This is a genomic window from Kitasatospora sp. NPDC050463 (genome assembly GCF_040655255.1).
In the GTDB taxonomy this organism is placed as follows: domain Bacteria; phylum Actinomycetota; class Actinomycetes; order Streptomycetales; family Streptomycetaceae; genus Kitasatospora.
Map to the genome: position 1 here is coordinate 1 of NZ_JBFAJO010000076.1, position 20,526 is coordinate 20,526.

The window sequence follows — 20,526 nt, forward strand, 5'->3', positions numbered from 1 at the left end:
CGGGGCCGACAGATCCTGTTGAGGACCCGAGGTCAGTCAGCCCTTGGGTCAGACCCCACCGGAAAGCGCTCGTCTACATCCTCACTGTCAGCCCTTGACGGCGCCCTGCATGATGCCGCCGACGATCTGGCGGCCGAGGACGCCGAAGACCAGCAGGACGGGGAGCGTGCCGATCAGGGTGCCGGCCATGACGATCGACTGGTCGGGAACGTACCCCTGTCCCAGGGACTTCAACGCGACCTGCACGGTGGGGTTCTGCGAGCTGAGGGCGACGACCGGCCAGAAGAAGTCGATCCAGGTGGCCATGAAGGTCAGCATGCCCAGCACCGCCATCCCCGGACGGGCGGCCGGCAGCACGATCGATCGGAAGATCCGCAGCAGTGAGGCGCCGTCGACGCGGCCGGCCTCGATCAGTTCGTCCGGCAGTGCCTGGATCAGGTACTGCCGCATGAAGAACACCCCGAAGGCCGAGACCAGCGAGGGCAGGATCACCGACGGCAGGGTGTTCTGCAGGTCGAGCCGGACGATCACCATGAACAATGGGATCACACCGAGCTGCGGCGGGATCATCATGGTGGCGACGGTGACCGCCAGCAGCAGTCCGCGGCCGCGGAAGCGCAGCTTGGCGAAGGCGAAGCCGGCCAGCGTCGAGGAGAGCACCACCCCGGCCGTGACGGTGGCCGAGACGATCAGCGAGTTCAGCAGCGCGTCGCCGATCGCGGCCTGCCGCAGGGCCTCGCCGATGTTGTGCAGCAGGTTGGGGCCGGGGGTCAGCGCCGGTGAGGCCGAGCTGAGTTCGGCGTTGGAGCGGCTGGCGGCCACCAGCGTCCAGTAGAACGGGAACGCGAACACCAGGGTGGCGGCGATCAGCACCACGTGGACGAGCGGGCCGCCGTGCAGCGGGGAACGGGGGGTCGGTCGCATGCGGGTCACCGGTCCGTACGGTTGCGCCGGGCGGCGATCGCCGCGTTCAGCAGGGCGAGGACGACGATCAGCAGGAACATCACCCAGGCGACCGCGGCCGCGCGCCCGAGGTGGAAGTAGCTCCAGCCCTGCTCGTACAGGTAGAGGCCGAGCGTCTGGTACTGGTGGGAGATCCCGCCGCCGGCGTTGCCCTCGTACAACAGCGGTTCGCCGAACAGCTGGGTGGCGCCGATGGTGGAGACCACGACGGTGAAGACGATCGTCGGACGCAGGCCCGGGACGGTGACATGCCGGAACTGCTGCCACCGGGAGGCGCCGTCCACCGCCGCCGACTCGTACAGCTCGCCGGGGATGGCCTGCATGCCGGCGAGGTAGATCAGCGCGTTGTAGCCCGTCCACCGCCAGGTGACGATGGCGGAGACGCCGAACTGCGAGGCCCAGGTGTCGGCCTGCCAGTCCACCGGGCTCAGACCCACCTGGCCCAGCACCCAGTTGATCAGGCCGTAGTCCCGCCCGAAGAGCTGGGCGAAGACCAGCGTGGCGGCGGCCACCGAGGTCGCGTACGGCAGCAGCATCGCGACCCGGTAGAAGGACCGGCCGCGGAGCCGGTAGTTGAGCAGGTGGGCCAGGCCGAGGGCCGTCATCAGCTGGGGAACGGTGGAGAGGACCCCGATGGTGAAGGTGTTGCGCAGCGCGTTCCAGAAGAACGGGTCCGCCAGGAGGCGGCCGTAGTTCTGCAGGCCCAGCCAGTCCATCCGGTCGGTGGTCTGCAACTCGACCCGGTGGAGCGAGACATAGGCGGTGTACAGCAGGGGAAACAGCCCGAAGGCGGCGAAGAGGACGAAGAACGGGGCGAGGAAGCCGTAGGGGGCGAGCCGCCCGGCCCGGCCGGTCCCGGGCTTCGCCAGATCGGCCGCGGGCGGGCGGGCGGCAGAGGTGATGGCCATCGTGGAGTGGTCCTGGGCTCTCGTCAGCTTCCGTTCGCCTTACGGATGTTGTCCATCGCGTGCTTCCAGGCGGTGTCGGGAGCGGTGCCGGTCCGCTCGACCTCACCGAGGGCGTCGGTGAAGGCCTTGCCGATCACGCCGTCGTCCACACCGAGCACCTGGGCCGGCATCGCGGCCGCCGACTCGCTGAAGATCCGGCCGATCGGCGCGTTGTTGAAGTACGGGTCGGTCACGTCCTTGATCGCGGTCTGTGCGCCGGTGGACGACGGGAAGGAGCCCTGCTTGGTGAAGAGGGTGGCCTGCTGTTCCTTCGCGGTCAGCCAGGCGATCAGCGCGGCGGCCTCCTTGGGGTGCTTGGCCGTCCGGGGGACGGCCAGGTAGGAGCCGCCCCAGTTGCCGGTCCGGCCGGGGCCGGCGGCCACGTCCCAGGTGCCCGAACCGGCCTCGCCCGCCTGGCCCTTGATGTAGCCGAGCATCCAGGCGGGGCAGCTGAGGGTGGCGAACTTCCCGGTACTGAAGGCCTTGTTCCACTCCGGGGTCCACTGCGGGAGCTTCGCGGACAGGCCGTCCGCGACCAACCGGCCCGCGTCGGCCCAGGCGGTCTTCACGGCCTGACTGCTGTCGAAGACGGGCTTGCCGCTCTCGTCGGCGTAGCGCACCTTCTGCTGGCCGACCTCGGCGGTGAAGAGGCCGGCCGCGCTGTCGGTCCAGACGTCGCCGGCCCGGGCCTTGGCGACGTACTCCTTGCCGAGGTCCAGATAGCCCTGCCAGGTCGACCAGCGGGCGGCCAGTTCGGTGCGGTCGGTGGGCAGGCCGGCCGCCTTGAACAGGTCGGTGCGGAAGCAGATCGCCTCCGGACCGATGTCCGTGCCGGCCCCGAGGACCTTGCCGTCGGCGGTCTTCACGGCGGCACCCTTCCACGGCACCAGCTCGTCGTTGACCGAGCCGAGGCCGAGTGTCTTCAGGTCGGTGAACTTGTCGGCCTGCTTCTGCGACACGCTCGCCACCCGGCCGACCTCCAGGCCCTGGATGTCGGCGAGGCCGCCGCCGCCCGCGAGCTTGGTCTGCAGGGCCTGCCAGTACTGGCCCTCGTCCTGGGTGTCGGTCTGCTTGACGGTGATGTCGGGGTGCAGCTTCATGTACTCCTCGTAGAGACCGCTCTCCTTGAAACCGAAAGTGCCGAAGAGGTCGACGGTGATGGTCACCTTGCCGTCGGCGGCGTCGGAGGAGCCGGCGGAGCTGCCACAGGCGGTGAGCAGGAGGGTGGCGGCGAGGGCGGTGCTGCCGAGCACGGCGGTGGAGCGGCGCATGAGGACTCCCTGGCGGGGCGGGTGGGTCGGGTAGGGGCGGGGGGCGGAGCGGCGTGGCGGGCTGAGCGGCGGGCGCAAGGACGCGAGGGCGCAAGGACGAGAGGGGCGCGGGCGAGCGTGGGAGGGCGACGAGGCGAGAGCGTGGGTCGGTCGGCTCTGAGAGCGCTCTTGAGAGCGCTCTCACGCGCTGAGAGGAGAGTGCCGCGCGGCGGCGCGGCGGTCAAGAGGTCGAAACCCGAACGTAATCTCCGGGACACCGCCCGCCCGGCGTTCAGGACATGAAGGCGGACGCCGTAGCGGCGCGGGGGCGGCGCCAGGCACGGGGGCGGGCTGGAGGGCGGGCGCACGGGCCCAGGCGCGCGCACGGGTCGGAGCCCCGGCGCTCGGAGTCGGCCTGCTCAGGCCCGCGCGGGCCTGAGCAGGCGCTCAGGCGCTCAGGCCGAGGCGCGCAGGATCAGCCGGGTCGGGGTGATCACGGAGGTGGGGCCACCGGGCGCCAGGCCCCTCGGGGCGCCGGCCGCCGCCGCGGGGCGCGCCCCGGCACCGGCCAGGCGGCGCAGCAGCAAACCGGCCATCAACCGGCCCATCTCCTCGATGTCCTGGCGCACCGTGGTCAGCGGCGGCTCCGTCCAGGCGGCGATCGACTCGACGTCGTCGAAGCCGACCACGGCGACGTCCTCCGGGATCCGGCGGCCCGCCTCCCGCAGGACCCGCAGCGCGCCCGAGGCCATCGCGTCGGAGGCGGCGAAGACCGCGTCCAGGTCGGGCCGGCGGGCCAGCAGTTCGGCCATCGCGCGGCCACCGCCGTCCGGGGTGAAGTCGCCCTCGGCGATCAGCGCCGGGTCGCCGTCGGGCAGCACGTCCCGGTAGCCGTCCAGACGGTCCAGCGAGGACGTCTGGTCGAGCGGACCGGTGACGGTGGCGATGGCCGTGCGCCCGAGCGCCCGCAGATGGCCGACCGCCAGCCGGGCGCCGCCCCTGTTGTCGCTGTCCACGTAGACCAGGTCGCGGTCGGATTCGGCGCCCGCCCAGCCCGGTCGGCCGCCCACCACGAAGGGCAGCCCGACCTTGCGCGCCATGTCGGGCAGCGGGTCCGGCTGGTGCAGCGAGAACAGCAGCGCGCCGTCCACGTGGCCCCCGGCCAGGTAGCGGCCGACCCGCTCGTAGTCGTGCTGGTCCTCGACCATCATCAGGACCATCTGGTGGTCGGCGGCGGACAGCTCGCGGCCGATGCCGCGCAGTTGCTGGGCGAAGAAGGGGTCGGAGAAGAGCCGGCTGCCGGGCTCGGCCACCACCACGGCGATCGCCCGGTTGTGCCGGGTGACCAGCGTCCGGGCGGCCGGGTTGGGAACGTAGCCGAGCTCCTCGACGGCTCGCCGGACCTTCTCCCGCAGGGCCTCGCGGACCCCCTCGCCGCCGTTCACCACCCGCGACGCCGTGGCCCGGGAGACCCCGGCCCGTTCGGCGACCGACTCCAGCGTCGGACGCGGCGTCTGCTCCGGCACCGTGGGCTCCTCTCGCGCGCGGACGCTTCGTCCCCAGAGCCTAGCGGGTTCCCGGAGCATCGGTGAGAGCGCTCCCAGTCGGCCGGGCGCAGGCGGTGGCCGAGGCCGCCGGGCCGACGTGTCCCCGACGACCGGCGGAGCCACCTCTGGCGCGCCGCAGCGGTGGCGGACGGCAACCCGTCCGCCACCGCGCGGCGCCCCGCGTCAGGTGGTGCTGAAGGTGAACCAGTTGACGTTGACGAAGTCGGCCGGCTGGCCGCTGGTGAACGTCAGGTAGACGTCGTGCTTGCCGGTGGTCCCGCCGATGTTGGCCGGGATGGTCGTCCAGCTCTGCCAGCCACCGGTGTTGGCGACGGCGAACGAGCCGATCGGGGCGGCCGTCCGGCTGTCCAGGCGGACCTCGACCAGCCCGCTGACACCGCCCGCCGCGCCCGAGGCCACCCTGGCCTTGAACTGCCGGGCCGGGGTGCTCCCGAAGTCGACGCCCGGGTAGAGCGCCCAGTCACCGTTGGCGAGGGAGGCGAGGTTCTGGCCGCCGCCACTGTCGGTGGTGGTCTCCAGGGCCGTCCCGGACTGCCCGCCGTAGGCCTCGGCCTGGATGGTCGCGTACGCGCTCCCGCCGCCGCCCGGCGGCGTGGTCGGGGGCGTCGTCGGGGGCTGGGTCGTCGGCGGGACGGTGGGCGACGGCGTGCCGGTGCCTCCCGAGCGGTAGACCGCGACGTAGTCGACCAGCATCGGGACGCCGGAGGCGGTGGCGGCGGTGGGCGTCCGGTAGCCCGCCACCGGGTCGGGGAAGGCACCACCCATGGCGACGTTCAGCAGGATGAAGTGCCCGTGCGCGGTGGCCGCGTTCCAGGTGGCGGCGTCCATCTGGGACGCGTTGACGGAGTGGTACTGCACGCCGTCGACGTACCAGCGCAGTTGCTGCGGGCTGACGCTGCGGTCCCACTCCAGCGCGTAGGTGTGGAAGTTGCCCTGGCAGGCCGAGCCCGGGCAGGCGTGCACGGCGCCGAGACCGCTGGTCTCGTTGCACGGGCCGCCGGGGCTACCGCCGCAGTGCAGCGTGCCCCACACCTGGTTGATGCCGTTGACGTTCTCCATCAGGTCGAACTCGCCGATGGTCGGCCAGTTCCAGTAGTTGCCGCGGTACGGCGCGCCCAGCGTCCAGAAGGCCGGCCAGTAGCCGGCGGCGGCCGGGCCGGTCACGTCGGGCATCTGGATCCGGGACTCGATGCGCAGCTTCCCGCCGGCGGGCGGCTCGAAGTCGCTGCGCCGGGTCTCGATCCGGCCCGAGGTCCAGTTGCCGTTGGCGTCCCGGATCGGGGTGATCCGCAGGTTCCCGGCGCCGTCCTGGCGGAGGTTGGCGGTGTCGGCGGTGTAGGTCTGGACCTCGCCGGTGCCCCAGTTCGCGGCGCCGCCCGGGTAGCTGGTGCCGGTGTCGACGATCCAGTCGGTGCCGGAGGGCAGGGTGCCGGCGGCGCCGCCGAAGTCGTCGCTCCAGACGGTGGTCCAACCGGAGGGTGCGGGCGGGACGGCGGCCGTGGCGGTGCCGAGCAACGCCGCGCAGAGCGCGGTGGCCGCGCCGGCGGCGGTCAGGACGGCGGCCAGCGCGCGGCGCGGGCGCCGTCGGTGGGTGGCGGTGGTTCTGGCCGTGGGGTTTCGGAACACGGTGGTACGCCTCCGTGGGTGGGCGGACGTGGGTGGTGACGGTGCGGGGCACTGCGGGGGTGCGAGCGGGACGTCGAGGACGGGCGGGACGGGCACGACCGGCCGGACCGGCGGTCCCTGCGGTGTGGCCCCCGGCCCGCCGGCTCGGACTACCAGCCGATACCGAGGGTCAGCCCGGTGGGCGGAGCGGCGTTGCCGAGGATCTGGACGGACGACTGGTCGTTGATGTCGTCGTAGGGGAAGGCGTACGAGCGGCCGCCGAGGCTGATGCCGTGCAGGTACGCGGCGTAGTCGTTGGCGGCGTCGGCACTGCGGTAGTAGGCGGCGGGCCGGTACCAGTCGGCCGGGGTGAGCGCCACGCCGCGTTGGAAGGCCGCGCACAGCTCCGCGCCGAGCTGCTTCTCGGTGTCGTTGCCGGTGGCCAGCACGCCCGCGCAGGCCATCACGTCCGGCGAGCTGGGCTTGGTCAGGTGGAACGGCCCGGCCCCGTTCTTGGTGAAGGTCAGGGTGGTGCCGGCGACCCGCCCGGTGAAGGTCTCGCCGAGCCGGGTGAGGGTGAACTGGTTCGCCGTGAAGGTGGACCAGAAGCGGTCGATGACCGGCTGGAGGTACCCCTGCTGCGCGCCGCCCGCCAGGAAGAGGGCGGACGAGCGCGGGGCGGTGATCCGGTAGGTGCCCTGCAGCGGGCGGAAGGCGGGCCCGACGGCCGCGGCGTAGCCGGCCATCACCTCGGCCCGGGTGCGGGTGATGCCCGCGGTGGTGTCGTACCCGCTGGAGGTCTGCCGCAGCCGGGCGCTCATCGGGAAGCCGAAGCCGTCGACCTGCGTGGTGTTGCCGCCGAACGCGACCTCGTTGTGGACGTAGGTGTACTCGTACCAGTCGTAGTAGACGTCGCTGTTCGGGTCGGCGGGGTTCTGCGGGTCCGGCCCGCCCCAGCCCTGGTCGTCGGGCGAGACGGGGATGAACAGCGGCGAGCCCAGCGAGACGTAGATGCGGCCGCCGCGGATGGAGGCCGGCGAGGGGACGGTGGCGGCCCGGTCCAGGGTGAAGGACATGTTCGGGTAGTCGACGCCGTTCTTGGTCAGGTGCCCGGGGGCCTTGGCGCCGAGGTGGTCGATGTGCGCCGTCGAGCCGTCGGGCCGCAGGTAGGACCACTGACCGGGGGTGACCATGCCGAGGACGGTCACGTAGATCCGGGCGTCGGCGAAGGCGCCGCGGGTGTTGTTGACGAAGGTGAGCGGGAAGCTGCCCGTCCCACCGCCGTTCGAGCCGCCCGAACCCACGGTGGTGGTGAAGTGCGGGGTGTCGTACAGCGGTCCGGCCTTCTCGTAGGTGAACCAGTACTCCAGGGTCGAGCCGGCCACCAGGCCCGTGGCGGTCTTCTCCCAGCGGCCGGCGACCGCCGTCATCCGGAAGTCCTGCTGGCCGCCGGTGCCGGGCCGGTAGTGGACGTCGACCAGGGTGGCGGGCGTGGCCGGGGTGAAGGCGAACAGGACCGAGCCGGGGCCGGCGGTGGTCGCCGACTGGGTGTAGTCGGCGGCCGCCCGCGCGCCGGCGGCCGCCCACAGGCCGGCGAGGAGCAGGACGAGCACGGTGAGGACCGCCACCGGGACGCGGTGGCGGGGCGCGGCGGCGCGGGAGGGCCGGTGGGTCGGCCCGGGCCGGGCGAGCCGGGACACGGCGGCGGACGCGGGGGCGGGTGGGGACACGGGGACGGGTGGGGGTGCCGTCATGGGGGCTGCCTTCCCTCGGCGGTGGGAACACGGCGGAACCGCCTGAGAGCGCTCTCAGGTCTCGACACACTGTCCCGCCCCGCCCGGATGCCGGTCAAGAGGTGAAGCAGTGGAACTTCCCTGTGCAGTTTGTGACTTCACCTCTTGAAGCGAGGCCGGTTGGCAGAATTCTGGACATGTGTCTATCATCGTTGGACAACAGTCCAGAAAGGACCCCGTCATGGACATCCTCGCGAGCACGCTGGTGGGCCTGGTGGCCGCACTGCACGGATACATCCTGGTGTTGGAGATGTTCCTGTGGGAGCGTGCGCCCGGACGCGGGCTCTCCGGCTTCGACCCCGCGATGGCCAAGGCCACCGCACCGATGGCCGCCAACCAGGGCCTCTACAACGGCTTCCTGGCCGCCGGACTGGTCTGGGGCCTGATCGCGGACGACCCGACCGGCTTCCGCGTCCAGGTCTTCTTCCTCAGCTGCGTGGTGATCGCGGGTGTGTACGGCGCGGTGACCGCCAACCGCCGGATCCTGTTCGCCCAGGCCCTGCCCGGCGCGCTCGCGCTGGCCGCCGTACTGATCGCCGGGTGACCGACGCGCGGGCCGACCGCACCCGGGCCCGACTGCGCGCCGCCCTGCTGGCCGAGTGCGCCGAGCGCCCGCTGGCCGAGGCCAGCGTGGCGGCGGTGGTCCGACGGGCGGGCGTCGGACGGGCGACCTTCTACCTCCACTACGAGGACCTCCAGGCCCTCGCGGTGGACGCCTGCGCCGAGGTCGTACGGGACGCCGTCGACGCCCTGCACGCCTGGCGCGGCACCCCCGACCCGGCCGCCCCGCCGCCCGCCCTCACCGCGTTCGTCGCGGACGTGGAGCAGCACGCCGCCGTCTACCGCTCGCTGCTGCTGCCCGGCGGCAGCGGCCCCCTGGGCGATCTGCTGCACCGCGAACTCCGCGAGCGCAGCCGCAACGAGCGGGAACTGGTCGGCGCGCCGCACGCCGAGCTGGTCGCCACCGCCGTCGCCGCGACCTTCACGGCGCTGCTCGCGGACTGGCTGCACGGCCTCGTCCCGGCCACCGCCGACGAACTCGCCGCCCGCACCTGGCGCCTGCTGATATCGCTCCACCGCACACCGTTCGGCTGAGCGGGGTCTCGTACCGGTGTGATCGCCCGATCAACTGTCGCCGGTTCCCCGAGAAGGCCGCCCCGTTGGTGACCGGCTGTGGCGGCCGGCGGTGTATCGGCTCCAGGTCCCACCGGTCCCGTCGAGGAGCCGGGTGGTGGTCCTGTCGTGATAGCCGAGGGCGGCGTCCGCGACGACTGGGGGGCGGGACTCGGCACCGCGCCGGAGAACAACTGCGAACGGGGTGTTAACTTCCTTCCCGTGGTGGAGCACCAGGATGAGACCAGGGCGGCCTACGACGGGGTCGTCGAGCTGTATGCGTCGATGTTCGCCAATCGGTTGGAGAAGCAGCCGTTCTCGCGGAACATGGTCGGCACCTTCGCCGAGCTGGTGCGCGGGACGGGGAACCCGCGGGCGGCCGACGTCGGCTGCGGGCCCGGACATCTGACGGCCATGCTGCACGACCTGGGGCTGGATGCCTTCGGGCTCGACCTCTCCCCAGCCATGGTCGACCACGCCCGGCGGGCCCATCCGGCGCTGCAGTTCGACGAGGCGCGGATGGAGGCTCTGCCAGTCGAGGACGGCGCGCTCGGCGGCGTGCTGGCCCACTACTCGATGATCCACACCCCTCCCGGGGAACTCCCCGCGCTGCTCGCCGAGCAGGCGCGCGTCCTGGCACCGGGTGGCCTGCTCCTGGTCTCGTTCTTCGCGACCGACGGGCCCGAGCCGGTCCGCTTCGATCACAAGGTGACGCCTGCCTACAGCTGGCCGGCGGACCGGTTCGCCGAGCTGCTGGCCGGGGCCGGGTTCGCCACGTTCGCCCGGCTGCTCCACGACCCCGCCTCCGAGCGGGGCTTCCTCGACGCCCACTTGCTGGCCCGCCTCCGCCAGAGCACGACCTCCGGTACCACCGGTGAGCTCTCCCGTTCAACCGGCGCCAAGCCATCGCCCTCGCCGAGGGCATCGACCGCTACGTGAACCGGCTCACGACCACACCGGACGCCCTCCCCGACCGGTTCGCACCTGCCGCTCCGACCGCCTGGGCGGCAGGTGCGGCCGTCGTGCGCGGCGGGGCGTTCATGCCCCGCCGGACGCCCCCTGGGCGCCGCCGTTCAGCAACGAGTGGTGGAGCGTGTACCGCTTGAAGCCAGGGGCGTCGGTGGCGGCGGTGGTGGCGGCCGCGTCGTGCGAGGCGGCATCCGTCCATTCCGCCACGACGATCGCGCGCCCGCCGTCCGCTGTCAGGTGGATGTGCGCCGCGGCCACGAACCGAGTGCCGCACTCCGAGCGGGCCACGCTCAGGGGTGCTCCGGGTCCGGCCGCGCCGCCCCGTCGTCGGCGGCGGCGGGGCGCAGCAGCGAGGCCGCCAGGCTGCCCGGCGCCGGCGCCGCCGAGGGCTGCTCGGCCCGCAGCATGTCCAGCGAGACCCTGGACCACTCGACGTCCGCCAGGTGCTTCGCCAGCAGCTCGACGCGTTCGCGGTAGAGGGCGGCCCGGTCGAGGTCCGAGAAGGCCGGCGGCAGGACCTCGCGCAGCGGCTCGAACCGCTCGGCGGCGCCGGCCAGCAGGCTGCGCAGGACCCGCTCCCAGGTGACGCCGCGCAGCCCGATCGACAGGTGCAGGGAGGGCTCGTCGGTGGTGTCGCCGACGTGTACGAAACCGCGCGGCAGGTAGAGGCACTCGCCCTCCTTGAGGACGACGTCGAGCACCGGCTCGCCGACCTCCGACGGGTCCACCGCGCGGGCGCGGCTCGGCAGCCGCCGCACGGGGGCGCTCACCCGCCAGCGCTTGGAGCCGTGGAGCTGCCGAAGGAAGATCCCCACCAGGTCGAAGTGCGGGGCGGCGCCGCGCGCCCGCGGTGGCGTCAGGAAAGCGGTGCAGTCCGCCTCGTAGCCGGTCTCGCGGGCCACGGCGGCGGCGAAGCGCGCCACCTCCGGGCTGTGGTTCTGGAGCTCCTCCAGGGTCAGGGTCGCGCCGTCGGCCACCAGGTCGGCGACCTTGGTGCCGTCGGCGAGCTTCTCACGGCTCCTCGGGTTGCTCCCCCGGTTGCGCAGGACACGTTCAGGGGGCAGCAGTCGGCCGTCGCGGAAGAGCCGCACCGCGGTCATCGGAAGGCTGCTGTGGATCAGCCGCTCGGCGCTCTCCAGCGAGAACACGTCACCGAAGTCGCCCAGGCCGGTACTGACGAAGGGCTCGCGCTCCCAGGCGGTTCGAAGTGTCGGGAGGTCGTCCACGAGCCGGAGCAGGCTGTCCACGAGGGCCTCACAGGGTGATCGGGTGCCGGGGCGGGAAGGCGGCGACCGGCCTGTGCGGGTGCACCCGCACAGGCCGGCCCGGCCGCCCCCGCCGGGACCGTCCGGTCCGGCGGCGAGTCGGCCGTTGACGAAGCGTCGGGCCGGGTCCGGTCCGGACCTAGACGCCGGCGGGGCCGTCGGCGGCGCTGGCGTTGAACTGGATCCCGCAGCCCGCGAGGTCCTCGTCCTCGTCACCCACGCTGTGGGCCTGCACCTCGTCGTCCACGGCACTGGCGTTGAACTGGATCCCGCACCCGGCCAGGTCCTCGTCGTCGCCGCCCACGCTGTGTGCCTGCACCTCGTCGGACATTCGGATCTCCTCTCGCTCGCGCTCGGACGTCGGCCGACGTCACAGTGCGACGCTAGGAGCCGGCGGTTGAACTCCGGTATGTGCGGGGCTTCCTGGCAGCTTGTCCCGCCCCTCCCGGCATTCCGGTGCCACTGTTCACCAATCGCTCACCGCGTCCTTGCCAGGCATCCTCTTCTCGGCGAAGCTACCCGTCGGAGCACAGACGACGGCGACCGGCCCCGATCGGGCCGGCCCGAACTGTGCCCATGGCGTGGCGCACTCTGGGGGAGGGGCCATTTGACCGGGAACACCGGCGCGACAGGACCGCTGCGTTTCACCGTCCTCGGACCACTGCAGGTCCGGTCCGGCGACACCCTGCTCGAACTCGGCCCGTACAAACAGCGATTGCTCCTGGCCGCACTACTGAGCCGGGCGAACACCGTCCTGTCGGTCGACCAGCTCATCGACGCGCTCTGGGACGGCGACCAGCCACGGACGGCGCGCAAGAACCTGCAGGTGTACGTCTCCGCCCTGCGCAAGGTCCTGCGGGACCGGATCGGCCACGTGCCGTACGGCTACACGCTCACGGTGACGTCCGAGGAGTCGGACCTGCTGCGGTTCGACGAACTCGCGACGGCCGGGCGGCAGGCGCAGCGGGAGGGCGACCCGGCCGCCGCGTCGGCGCTGTTCGGGGAGGCGGTCCGGCTCTGGCGGGACCGGCCGCTGGTCGACCTGCTCGGCAGCCCGTTCGCCGCCCGCGAGTCGGAGCGGCTCGCCGACCGGTTCCTCGCCGTGTACGAGGACTGGGCCGAGTTGGAGGTCGAGTCCGGCCGGGCGCTCGGACTGCTGGACCGGCTGGGCGAGTTGGCCCTTCGGCACCCGTTCCGGGAGCGGCTGATCGTGCTGCACATGACCGCGCTCGACCAGGTCGGCGGCCGGCGGCAGGCGCTCGCCTGCTTCGAGAGCCACCGGCAGTTCATCGCCCGGGAGCTCGGCCTCGACCCCAGCCCCGTGCTCCAGCGGACCTACCGGGCGATCCTGGCCGGCGAGGGAGCGGGCCGGCCGGGCGGCGACCGCCCGCGCGAGCGCGCCAGACCCTCACAACTCCCCCGCGACCTGGCGGACTTCGTCGGCCGCCGGGAGGAGGTCGAGGCCGCGGAGGCGGTCCTCACCGGCGGTGCCCGATGTACCGACGTCGCGGCGGTCTCGGGCCCGCCGGGCGTCGGCACCACGGCGCTGGCCGTCCATGTCGGCCACCGCGTCGCCGACCGCTTCGCGGACGGTCAGGTCTTCGTCCCGCTGGGACACCCCGACGGCACCCCCCGCGACTGGCACGAGGTGCTGACCGAGCTGCTGCGCAGCACAGGTCTGCACACCACCCCGCCCCGGGAGGAGACCGCGGCGCTGGCGCTGTGGCGGTCCTGGATCGCCGACCGGCAGGTCCTCCTCGTCCTCGACGGCGCGACCGGCGAGTCCCAGGTCCGCCGGCTGCTGCCGGGCCGCGGGCCGAGCCGCACGCTGGTCACCTCGGCGCACCGGCTCAGCGGCCTGGAGTGCGTCCACCGCATCGAACTCGACGAGTTCACCCCCGGCGAGGCCCGGGAGCTCCTGGTGCGCGTGCTCGGCGAGCAGCGGCTCGTGGACGCGGACCGGACGCTGCACCGGCTTCAGGACGCGTACGGGCTCTCGCCACTGGTCGTCCGCGCGCTGGCCGCCAAGCTGACCGCGCTGCGCCACCTCTCACTGCGCGAGTACGCGGACCAGCTGGGACGGCAGCCGGCCTGCCCCCATGAGCTCTCGGTGGGCGGATCCTCCGTCCAGGACGGCTACCGCAGGTTCCACCGGGCGCTGCCCCCGCGGCAGCAGGCGGCGCTGGGCGCCCTCGGTGCGCTGCCGGGACCGGCCTTCGACCAGACGGTCCTGCTGGCGGCGCTGGGCGGTCTGGCGGAGCCGGCAGAGCGGATCGTCGAGGAGCTCATCGAGGCCCATCTGGTCGCGGTGGCCGAAGGCGACGAGGTGCGGGCCCATGCCGTCCGCTACCGCATGCCGAGGCTGGCCCACCGGTACGCCGCCGCCCTGCACCGCAGTCCGCTGCCGGGCGGCTGCTGACGCTCCGAAGCGCGACCGACGGCGACGGGGGGCGACCGGCGACCGGCGGGTGGAGGCCAGCGGGCGACGGGGGGCGACCGGCGGGTGGCGGGTGGAGGCCGGCGGGGGTGACCGGCCGCCCGCCGGCCGGTCAGCGCGCCATGGCGGCGAGCACCTCGTGCAGGGACTCGACCAGCCGCAACCCGCTCGCCCGCTGCTCGGGCGCCAGCTCACCGAGGACCCGGACGATGCCGGCCAGCCGCTCGAACTCCGCGCCGCCGAGCGCCAGCGCGCTGCGGGCCGCCCGGCTGCGGACCAGGCCGTGCAGGGCGAGCCCGGCCTGGCCGGCGAAGGCCGCCAGCAGGTCCAGGTCGGCCAGACTGGAGCGGGACTGCGGGTGCGGGTCGAGCACCTGGATGACGCCCAGGATCTCGTCCCGGTGGACGACCGGGGCCGCCATAATCGCGTCCGGCACGTAGCGGGTCCGCTCCGCCAGGTCCTGCGCGAACATCGCGCTGCCCCGCAGGTCGTCCACCGTCACCGGTTCACCGGTGTCGGCGACCCAGCCGGCGATCCCCCGGTGCGCCGGGAACCTCGTCCCGACCAGGAAGTCCTCGCCCTCCCCGGAGACGGCCTCGAAGACCAGCTGGTCCTCCTCCCGGTCGAAGAGGAAGATCGAGCTCGCGGCGGCGCCGAAGATCTCACGCGCCACCCGCACGATGGAGGCCAGCAACTCGCGGTCGTCCGGGCCGGGATCGGCCAGGGCGCCCGAGATCGCCGCGATCATCGCCGTGGAGTCCGCCGGATGGTCCATGGATCTCACACTCCCCGCACGTTGGCTGCCGTCAGGTAGAGGATCGTCTTCAGCTCGAAGGTCGTCAGACGAGGGTGCTTGCCGAGGATGAGCGCGCTCAGTCCGGTGACGTGCGGCGCCGCGAAACTGTTGCCGGTGTTGCGGGTCGTGCTGCCGTTCGGCCCGGCGACCTGCACCGCCTGCCCCCGGGCGAAGAACTCCACCGGCGGGTCCGGGTTGTAGAGCACGAGGTCCGAGTCGTCCTCGGCGTGGCTGCCGACCGAGATCACCGAGGAGAACCGCCAGGGGAAGCTCTCGATCCGGGAGTTGTGCGCCGAGGCGACGATCACCGAGCGATTGAAGTAGGCGTCGTCGGCCATCTCCCGCAGCACCTGGCTGAACTGCGGGCGCGAGGTCGACAGACTCAGGTTGATCACGTCGAACCGCTGCTCGATGGCCCAGCTCAGCCCGGCGAGCAGGGCGGCGCCCGTCCCGCCGCCGTTCTCGCCCAGGATCCGGACGCTGTGCAGCTCGCAGCCGGGAGCCACCCGCCGGACGATGCTGGCGCAGGCCGTGCCGTGGCCGCAGGTGTCCGCCGGTGCCACCTCCTCCACCGTCAGACCGCCGTCCCGCCCGACGACCGCGTGCGAGCCGACCACCTCGCCGACCAGCGGATGGCCCGCCTCGACGCCGCTGTCGACGACGCAGACCCGGACGCCGGCGCCGTCCGCTCCGCCGTACGCCCACTCGGGCGTGACGGGCACCGTCTCGGAAGTGGCGACCGGGATGTCGGCGGGGCGGCGGTCGAGCAGGTTCCAGGTCAGCGCGGCGGCGCGGGCCGCGGCCCGACCGGAGGGCGTGGTGGTGGTCATCGCTCGCCCCGGGCTGTGTTGTCGCCCGCTCGCCTCCGGGCCGCTTGATCCGGTGCCGACGGTCGGCGCTCCGTTTCGTCGCCCGCTCGCCTCCGGGCCGCTTGATCCGGTGCCGACGGTCGGCGCTCCGTCGCTCCTTCGTCGCTCCGTCCCTTCTCCCTTTCGGCACCGGCGCGGCCCTTCGGCTCGGGGCGGGGTTGGCTCGGGGCCGGGCTCACTACGGGCGGGGTGGGGGTCACTACGGGTGAGGCTTCGGCGCGGGGTGGGGCGGTCCGCCCGCCCGTCGGCCCCGGCTCTTCGGCCAGGCCCAGCTCCTCCGTCAGCAGCCTGGTGCGGGCCACGCCGACGAGGTGCCCCTTCGCCTCGAAGCGGCGCCGCGCCGCCCGCAGCGCCGCCCGGGCCTGGAGCGGCCGCCCGACCAGGGCGCCGGTGTACGCCAGGTCGAGGCAGGCGGTGGCCTGGTCGGCCGGGGAGTCGGTGCGGTGGGCCAGCAGCACGGCCCGGCGGGCCAGTGCCAGCGCCTGCGCGTGCTCGCCGCCGAGTGCCCGGATCCTGGCCTGGACGCCGTAGCGGTTGGCCTGCACCACCGGATGCCCGTCGGCGACGGCCAGGTCCTCCACCAGGTCGGCGGCCTGGCGCCACTGCCCCGCCGCCAGCTGGACGCGGGCCAGTTCGAGCGCGGTGGTGCGGACCAGCCCGCCGGCGCGCAGCGCCCGGGCCGCCTCCAGCGCCTCGCGCAGGGCGGCCTGGGCCTGCTCCGGCCGGCCCGCCAGCGCGGCGAGCGTCCCGTCGAGCAGCGGCCCGAACACCGCGCCCTCGCCGTAGGCGAGCGCCGCCATCGCACGCCGGACGGCGGCCAGGGACTCGGCCGCCCGCTCGGACCGGCCCTGGAGGGCGTGCAGCACGGTGAGCGGGAACCCGAGCGTGACCTGCACGGCCAGCCGGTCGGCGCCGTACGTGGCCAGCAGGGCCTCGCACCGGGCGGCGGCGGACGGCGCCGGCTCCGGGCCGTGCCAGAGGGAGAGTCCCATCGCGCCCAGGGTGTTGGCGAGCTCCCGGTCGGCCGCCGCGGCGAGCGAGTGCGTCAGGGCGTGGCCGAGCGCCGCCACCGCCTCGCCGTGCCGCCCGCGGCGCTGGCAGGACCCGGCGAGTACCAGGCGGCTGCGGGCCAGCCCCAGTTCGTCGCCGCAGACCCGGAAGACCGCCAGGCCGTCGACGGCCGCCTGTTCCAGGGCGGCGTCGTCGTGCCGGCACGCGGCGAGGTGCAGCCGGGCGTGGGCGGCCGTCCCCGTCGCCCCGTGCTCGTCGGCCTCCGCCACGGCGCGGACCAGCACCTCGCGCGCCTCGGTGGAGCGGCCGAGCGCCAGCAGGACCTCGCCCAGCCGTTGCAGCACCTCGGGCCGGCCCTGGTCCCCCGGGTCGGCGAGGTCGGCGGCACGCTGCAGGAGGGTCAGCGCCCAGGGCAGGTCCACCCGGCCGAGCGCGCCGGCCCCGGCCCGGGCCAGGTGCCGCAGCGCCCGCCGGCGCAGCAGCGGGTCGCGTTCGGTGCGGCGGCCGACCGCGCTGCGGTAGCGGTAGGCCTGCTCCAGGTGGGTGCCGATCAGCGCGTCCGGGCGCCCGGCCCGCAGCAGGTGTTCGGCGTAGCGCTCGTGGAGCTCGCCGCGCCGGACCTTGGTCAGCCCCTCGTAGGCGACCCGCTGGGTCACGCCGTTGACGAAGCAGTAGGCGGCACTGGCACCGAACGGGCGACGCATCGGCTTCACCAGACCGCGCCGGGTCAGGGTGCGGAGCACCGTGCCGCTCGCGGCCGGCGGCCCGGGCTCGCCGGCCAGGGCGTCCAGGTCCTCGGCGTCGAACTCGCGCCCCACCACGGAGGCGTGGCGCAGCACCGTCCGGTCCGTCTCGTCCAGCCGGTCGATCCGGGCGGCGAGCAGCGCGTGCAGATTGGGCGGCAGGCCCTCGGCGCCGCCCGCCTCCTCGACCGTCGCGGCGAGCTGTTCGAGGTAGAGCGGGTTGCCGTCGGCCTGGGCCACGATCTGCTCGGTGGCCGCCGAGGTGTGCAGGGCGAGGTCGACCAGGTGGGCCGCGAGGACGGCGGAGTCCGCGCCGGAGAGGCCGGTGACGGTCACCGTCGTCGAGTTCGCCCGGCCCGTTCCCCAGGTGGGGCAGGAGTCCATCAGCTCGGGCCGGGCCAGGCAGAGCACCAGGATCGGCAGTCGGCGCAGGTCCTCCACCAGCCGGTCGAGCAGGGCGAGGAACGGCTGGTCCGCCCAGTGGAGGTCGTCGACGACGAGCAGCATCGGGTGTTCGCCGGTGCGCACGGTGAGCACGTGGGCGACCGCCGCGCAGGTGTCGTCCTCGGAGGGGGCCGGCGTGCCGTCCAGCAGCAGCCCGGTGCGGAGCAGCGCCAGCGCGGCGGCGGTGGCCGACCCGTCGAGCGCGTGCCGCCCGGCCTCCTCGGCGAGCGGGGCCACGCACTCGGCCAGCGCGTGCAGCGAGCCGCCGGTGCCGGCCGCCCGGCAGCGGCCCGCGCCGACCGCCTCGACGGCCGGGGCCGAGCGCCGCAGCCATTCGTCGACCAGGCGGGTCTTGCCGATGCCCGCCTCCCCCAGCAGGGTGAGGACGTGGACGTCGCCCTCCTCGGTCACCCGCCGCCAGGCCAGGTCGAGTTCGCTCAGGTAGCGCTCCCGGCCGACGAACGGCACGTCGGAGCGGGGCGCGCGCTCGGGTTCCGAGAGGCCCAGCAGGCGGCCGGCCTCGATCGGCCCGGCCACTCCCTTCAGACGGACCGGTCCGGCCTCGGCGACGGTCAGCCCGGATCCGCAGGCCCGCCAGGTCTGCGCGCTGAGCAGGATCTCGCCGGGGCCCGCCGCCTGCTCCAGCCGGGCGGCGACGTTGACGACCTCGCCGGAGACCAGTGCCTGCCGCCTGGCCGGGTCGGCCGTGGTGACCACCTCCCCGGTGTGCACTCCGATCCGGGCACCGAGCCGGACCCGGTGGTCGCGCTCCAGCTGGGTGTTGAGATCGCCGAGCGCGGCCAGCATGTCCACGGCCGTCTCCAGCGCCCGACGCGCGTCGTCCTCGTGGGTCGCGGTGAGTCCGAAGACGGCCATCACGGCGTCGCCGATGAACTTCTCCACGACTCCGCCGTGGGCGCCGATCCGGCGCTCCATCAGCTCGTAGTAGCGCAGCAGGATCGACCGGAGCACCTCGACGTCGAGCTTGCCGGACAGCTCGGTCGACCCGACGAGGTCGCAGAACAGTACGGTGACGACCCTGCGCTCCTCGGCCGCCGGCGTCGGGGCCGTGGCGGGGGTGCCGCACCGGGCGCAGAATCGCGCGTCCGGGGGGAGGTCCGTGGCGCAGGACGGGCAGCTCATCGTGGGGCCCTCCGGTCAGTACGCCGTCATGTCGCCGATGCACCAAGGGGTTTCACCGTCGTCCCCGTCGGCGGAGTGCAGGACGACCTCGGGTTCGTCGTCGTCGGCCGGGCGGTTCGGCGCGGCACCCGGGTACGCGGCATGCAGGTCGGCCGGTGGTTCGGCGGGGGTCGGCTCGGGCACGTCGATCAGCCCTCTTCCATGACGTAGGTCAGGCAGTCTGGTCGTCTCCGTGAGCTTAGGAGCGGCCAGTTGGGGTTCGGTTTACGTCCGGTATGCCCCCGCCGCAGGCCTCGGCCGACCGGGCCGGGCCGGAAGCTGCCCGTCAACCTGTCGCATACCGACGGCAAACCACGACTGCCTAGCCTCGCGCTGTCAGGGTCCGCCGACGGCGGCCGTGCCCGTCGACCCAGGGAGAGCAATGATCGGCACCCGGCTGGACGAGGTGGACGCGCCCCGCCTGATCAGGAGCGACCGCGGCTGGTGGTTCATCGGCAACCGGACGTGGACGCTGCTCAAACCGGAGCACGTCACGGCCGACGGTCGGCTGCGCCCGGACATCGACGAGTTCCTGCGCGACGCGGGCGCCTACCGGGAGCGCACCGCGAAGTCCTTCGCGCTGACGGTGCTGACCAGTACGGCCTGCAACCTCGGCTGCGGCTACTGCTTCCAGAACACCGGCCAGGACCCGAAGGGCGGCCACCGCCCGCCCCGGATCAACCTGCGACGGCTGAACACCCGGACCATCGACCGGATCGTCGAGTTCACCGGCGAGCGGATGGCGCAGGCCGGCCTGGACCGGCTCTACCTGCTGCTGTTCGGCGGCGAACCGCTGCTCAACCCGCGCGGCTGCCTGGAACTGCTGGAGCGCTGCGCGCCCCTGGGGCTCGGCACCGCCGCCATGACCACCAACGGCGTGCTGCTGACCGGCCGACGGGCCGTCCAGCTCGGCGCCGCCGGGCTGCGCGCCGTGCAGATCACCTTCGACGGCAGCCGGGAGGACCACGACGCGACCCGGGTCACCCACACCGGCGGGGGCACCTTCGACGCCATCGTCACCAACGTGGCGGCGGCCACCGAGGCCACCCGGTTGTCCTGGAACTTCCGGGTGAACGTCTCCCACCACAACGTCGACCGGATCGGCGCGCTCTTCGGCCAGCTCGACGGCAAGGTCGACCCGGCCCGGTGCACGTTCACCTACGCCTGGGTCGGCGACTCCGGGATCGGGTACCGCAACGACCTCGCCCGGGCCCGGCAGGTGGAGGACCACTTCGTCGAGTGGGCCGTCGAGGCGCTCGAACGCGGCTACCGGTTCGCCAAGCCGAGCATGCGGACGACCTGCCAGATCTGCTCGATCCCCGGCGGGCGCGAGGGCGCCGTGGTCAACGCCGACGGCACGCTGTTCAGCAGCTGGCAGTCGGCCGGCAAGCCGGGCTTCGAGGTCGGGCACGTCGACCACGGCTACCTGGAGACGGGCGCGGTGCCGGACCGCTGGGTGACCTGCGGCTACGAGTACGAGCAGGCCGACACCGAGGTCATGACGCGCTTCCAGGACAACGTCGACGCGCGGATCCTCGACCACCTGCACGCCACCGGCCGGTTGTAGCCGG

The 20,526-nt window shown here is 73.7% G+C and carries 18 protein-coding genes; 5 read left to right on the top strand and 13 right to left on the bottom strand.

The window, feature by feature from the left end; translation table 11 throughout:
• Nucleotides 1-87 precede the first annotated feature (87 nt).
• The 6 genes from AB0J08_RS33265 to AB0J08_RS33290 form a co-directional block, all read right to left on the bottom strand.
• Complete coding sequence (locus AB0J08_RS33265) at nucleotides 88-924, bottom strand: carbohydrate ABC transporter permease (RefSeq protein ID WP_360641599.1); 837 nt, start codon at nucleotides 922-924, stop codon at nucleotides 88-90.
• A 5-nt stretch (nucleotides 925-929) separates the two neighbouring features.
• Nucleotides 930-1,871 carry a sugar ABC transporter permease gene (locus AB0J08_RS33270; protein WP_360641600.1) on the bottom strand — a complete coding sequence of 314 codons (942 nt, stop codon included), beginning with the start codon at nucleotides 1,869-1,871 and terminating at the stop codon, nucleotides 930-932.
• Between the two features lie 23 nt (nucleotides 1,872-1,894).
• Nucleotides 1,895-3,181, bottom strand: a complete 1,287-nt coding sequence (locus tag AB0J08_RS33275) for an extracellular solute-binding protein (RefSeq protein ID WP_360641601.1) — start codon at nucleotides 3,179-3,181, stop codon at nucleotides 1,895-1,897.
• A gap of 434 nt (nucleotides 3,182-3,615) precedes the next feature.
• Nucleotides 3,616-4,686 (bottom strand): LacI family DNA-binding transcriptional regulator, encoded by a 1,071-nt coding sequence (locus AB0J08_RS33280; protein WP_360641602.1) that lies wholly within the window; start codon nucleotides 4,684-4,686, stop codon nucleotides 3,616-3,618.
• 204 nt (nucleotides 4,687-4,890) lie between these two features.
• On the bottom strand, nucleotides 4,891-6,354 hold the full coding sequence (locus AB0J08_RS33285; RefSeq protein WP_360641603.1) for a glycoside hydrolase family 16 protein: 1,464 nt from the start codon (nucleotides 6,352-6,354) through the stop codon (nucleotides 4,891-4,893).
• Between the two features lie 149 nt (nucleotides 6,355-6,503).
• On the bottom strand, nucleotides 6,504-8,087 hold the full coding sequence (locus tag AB0J08_RS33290; protein WP_360641604.1) for a glycoside hydrolase family 64 protein: 1,584 nt from the start codon (nucleotides 8,085-8,087) through the stop codon (nucleotides 6,504-6,506).
• 220 nt (nucleotides 8,088-8,307) lie between these two features.
• Between AB0J08_RS33290 and AB0J08_RS33295 the strand changes: the two genes are divergently transcribed.
• The 3 genes from AB0J08_RS33295 to AB0J08_RS33305 all read left to right on the top strand — a co-directional run bounded on the left by AB0J08_RS33295 (nucleotide 8,308) and on the right by AB0J08_RS33305 (nucleotide 10,178).
• On the top strand, nucleotides 8,308-8,670 hold the full coding sequence (locus AB0J08_RS33295; protein ID WP_360641605.1) for a DUF1304 domain-containing protein: 363 nt from the start codon (nucleotides 8,308-8,310) through the stop codon (nucleotides 8,668-8,670).
• A complete protein-coding gene (locus AB0J08_RS33300) occupies nucleotides 8,667-9,221 on the top strand; it encodes a TetR/AcrR family transcriptional regulator (protein ID WP_360641606.1) in 555 nt (184 codons plus the stop codon). The genes AB0J08_RS33295 and AB0J08_RS33300 overlap by 4 nt, the downstream gene beginning before the upstream one ends.
• Nucleotides 9,222-9,461: 240 nt before the next feature.
• A complete protein-coding gene (locus tag AB0J08_RS33305; protein WP_360641635.1) occupies nucleotides 9,462-10,178 on the top strand; it encodes a class I SAM-dependent methyltransferase in 717 nt (238 codons plus the stop codon).
• Nucleotides 10,179-10,277: 99 nt separating this feature from the next.
• Here the strand turns inward: AB0J08_RS33305 and AB0J08_RS33310 are convergent, their stop codons facing one another.
• The 3 genes from AB0J08_RS33310 to AB0J08_RS33320 all read right to left on the bottom strand — a co-directional run bounded on the left by AB0J08_RS33310 (nucleotide 10,278) and on the right by AB0J08_RS33320 (nucleotide 11,804).
• Entirely contained in the window at nucleotides 10,278-10,466 is a 189-nt protein-coding gene (locus AB0J08_RS33310; protein WP_360641607.1) for a hypothetical protein, read from the bottom strand.
• A gap of 32 nt (nucleotides 10,467-10,498) precedes the next feature.
• Nucleotides 10,499-11,455, bottom strand: a complete 957-nt coding sequence (locus tag AB0J08_RS33315) for a cupin domain-containing protein (protein WP_360641608.1) — start codon at nucleotides 11,453-11,455, stop codon at nucleotides 10,499-10,501.
• Nucleotides 11,456-11,612: 157 nt separating this feature from the next.
• Nucleotides 11,613-11,804, bottom strand: a complete 192-nt coding sequence (locus AB0J08_RS33320; protein WP_360641609.1) for a hypothetical protein — start codon at nucleotides 11,802-11,804, stop codon at nucleotides 11,613-11,615.
• 276 nt (nucleotides 11,805-12,080) lie between these two features.
• On the opposite strand from AB0J08_RS33320, the gene AB0J08_RS33325 reads away from it, so the two are divergent.
• Nucleotides 12,081-13,892 carry a BTAD domain-containing putative transcriptional regulator gene (locus AB0J08_RS33325; protein ID WP_360641610.1) on the top strand — a complete coding sequence of 604 codons (1,812 nt, stop codon included), beginning with the start codon at nucleotides 12,081-12,083 and terminating at the stop codon, nucleotides 13,890-13,892.
• 130 nt (nucleotides 13,893-14,022) lie between these two features.
• Here the strand turns inward: AB0J08_RS33325 and AB0J08_RS33330 are convergent, their stop codons facing one another.
• From AB0J08_RS33330 to AB0J08_RS33345, 4 genes are read right to left on the bottom strand one after another with little or no spacing between them, the layout of a single operon-like run.
• Complete coding sequence (locus AB0J08_RS33330; protein WP_360641636.1) at nucleotides 14,023-14,658, bottom strand: GAF domain-containing protein; 636 nt, start codon at nucleotides 14,656-14,658, stop codon at nucleotides 14,023-14,025.
• Nucleotides 14,659-14,690: 32 nt separating this feature from the next.
• Entirely contained in the window at nucleotides 14,691-15,536 is an 846-nt protein-coding gene (locus AB0J08_RS33335; protein WP_360641611.1) for a S8 family serine peptidase, read from the bottom strand.
• Entirely contained in the window at nucleotides 15,533-18,916 is a 3,384-nt protein-coding gene (locus AB0J08_RS33340; protein WP_360641612.1) for an adenylate/guanylate cyclase domain-containing protein, read from the bottom strand. Before AB0J08_RS33340 ends, AB0J08_RS33335 begins: the two co-directional genes overlap by 4 nt.
• 15 nt (nucleotides 18,917-18,931) lie before the next feature.
• Nucleotides 18,932-19,099, bottom strand: a complete 168-nt coding sequence (locus AB0J08_RS33345; RefSeq protein WP_360641613.1) for a hypothetical protein — start codon at nucleotides 19,097-19,099, stop codon at nucleotides 18,932-18,934.
• Nucleotides 19,100-19,337: 238 nt separating this feature from the next.
• Between AB0J08_RS33345 and AB0J08_RS33350 the strand changes: the two genes are divergently transcribed.
• Nucleotides 19,338-20,522 (top strand): radical SAM protein, encoded by a 1,185-nt coding sequence (locus AB0J08_RS33350; RefSeq protein WP_360641614.1) that lies wholly within the window; start codon nucleotides 19,338-19,340, stop codon nucleotides 20,520-20,522.
• Nucleotides 20,523-20,526: the final 4 nt, after the last annotated feature.